Origin of the sequence: Hymenobacter glacialis, from assembly GCF_001816165.1 — a bacterium.
Classification (GTDB): domain Bacteria; phylum Bacteroidota; class Bacteroidia; order Cytophagales; family Hymenobacteraceae; genus Hymenobacter; species Hymenobacter glacialis.
Map to the genome: position 1 here is coordinate 1 of NZ_MDZC01000129.1, position 465 is coordinate 465.

The window sequence follows — 465 nt, forward strand, 5'->3', positions numbered from 1 at the left end:
CAAAACCAACATCATCCGCTGCTTCCTCGAGCGCGACGTGGAGCTGATTCGCGTGCCCTGGGACTACGATTTCACGACCCTGGACTACGACGGCCTGTTTTTGAGCAACGGCCCCGGCGACCCGAAAATGTGCGAAGCCACCATCGCTCACCTGCAAAAAGCCCTGGCCCAGGACAAGCCCATTTTCGGCATCTGCCTGGGCAGCCAGCTCATGGGCCTGGCAGCGGGCGGCGACACCTTTAAGCTCAAATACGGCCACCGCAGCCACAACCAGCCCGTCAAGCTCACCGGCACCCAGCGCTGCTACATCACCAGCCAAAACCACGGCTTCGCAGTGGATACCGAAACGCTACCGGCTGATTGGACGATGCTGTTCGAGAACCTGAACGACGGCACTTGTGAAGGCATCAAGCACACGTCCAAGCCGTTCTTCTCCACCCAGTTTCACCCCGAAGCCGCCGGCGG

General features: G+C 60.6%; 1 protein-coding gene. It reads left to right on the forward strand.

Annotated features, from left to right (window positions below; genetic code table 11):
- Nucleotides 1–465, forward strand: a 465-nt coding sequence (locus BEN48_RS17195) for a glutamine amidotransferase-related protein (protein WP_193408694.1), incomplete at both ends; no start/stop codon positions are given.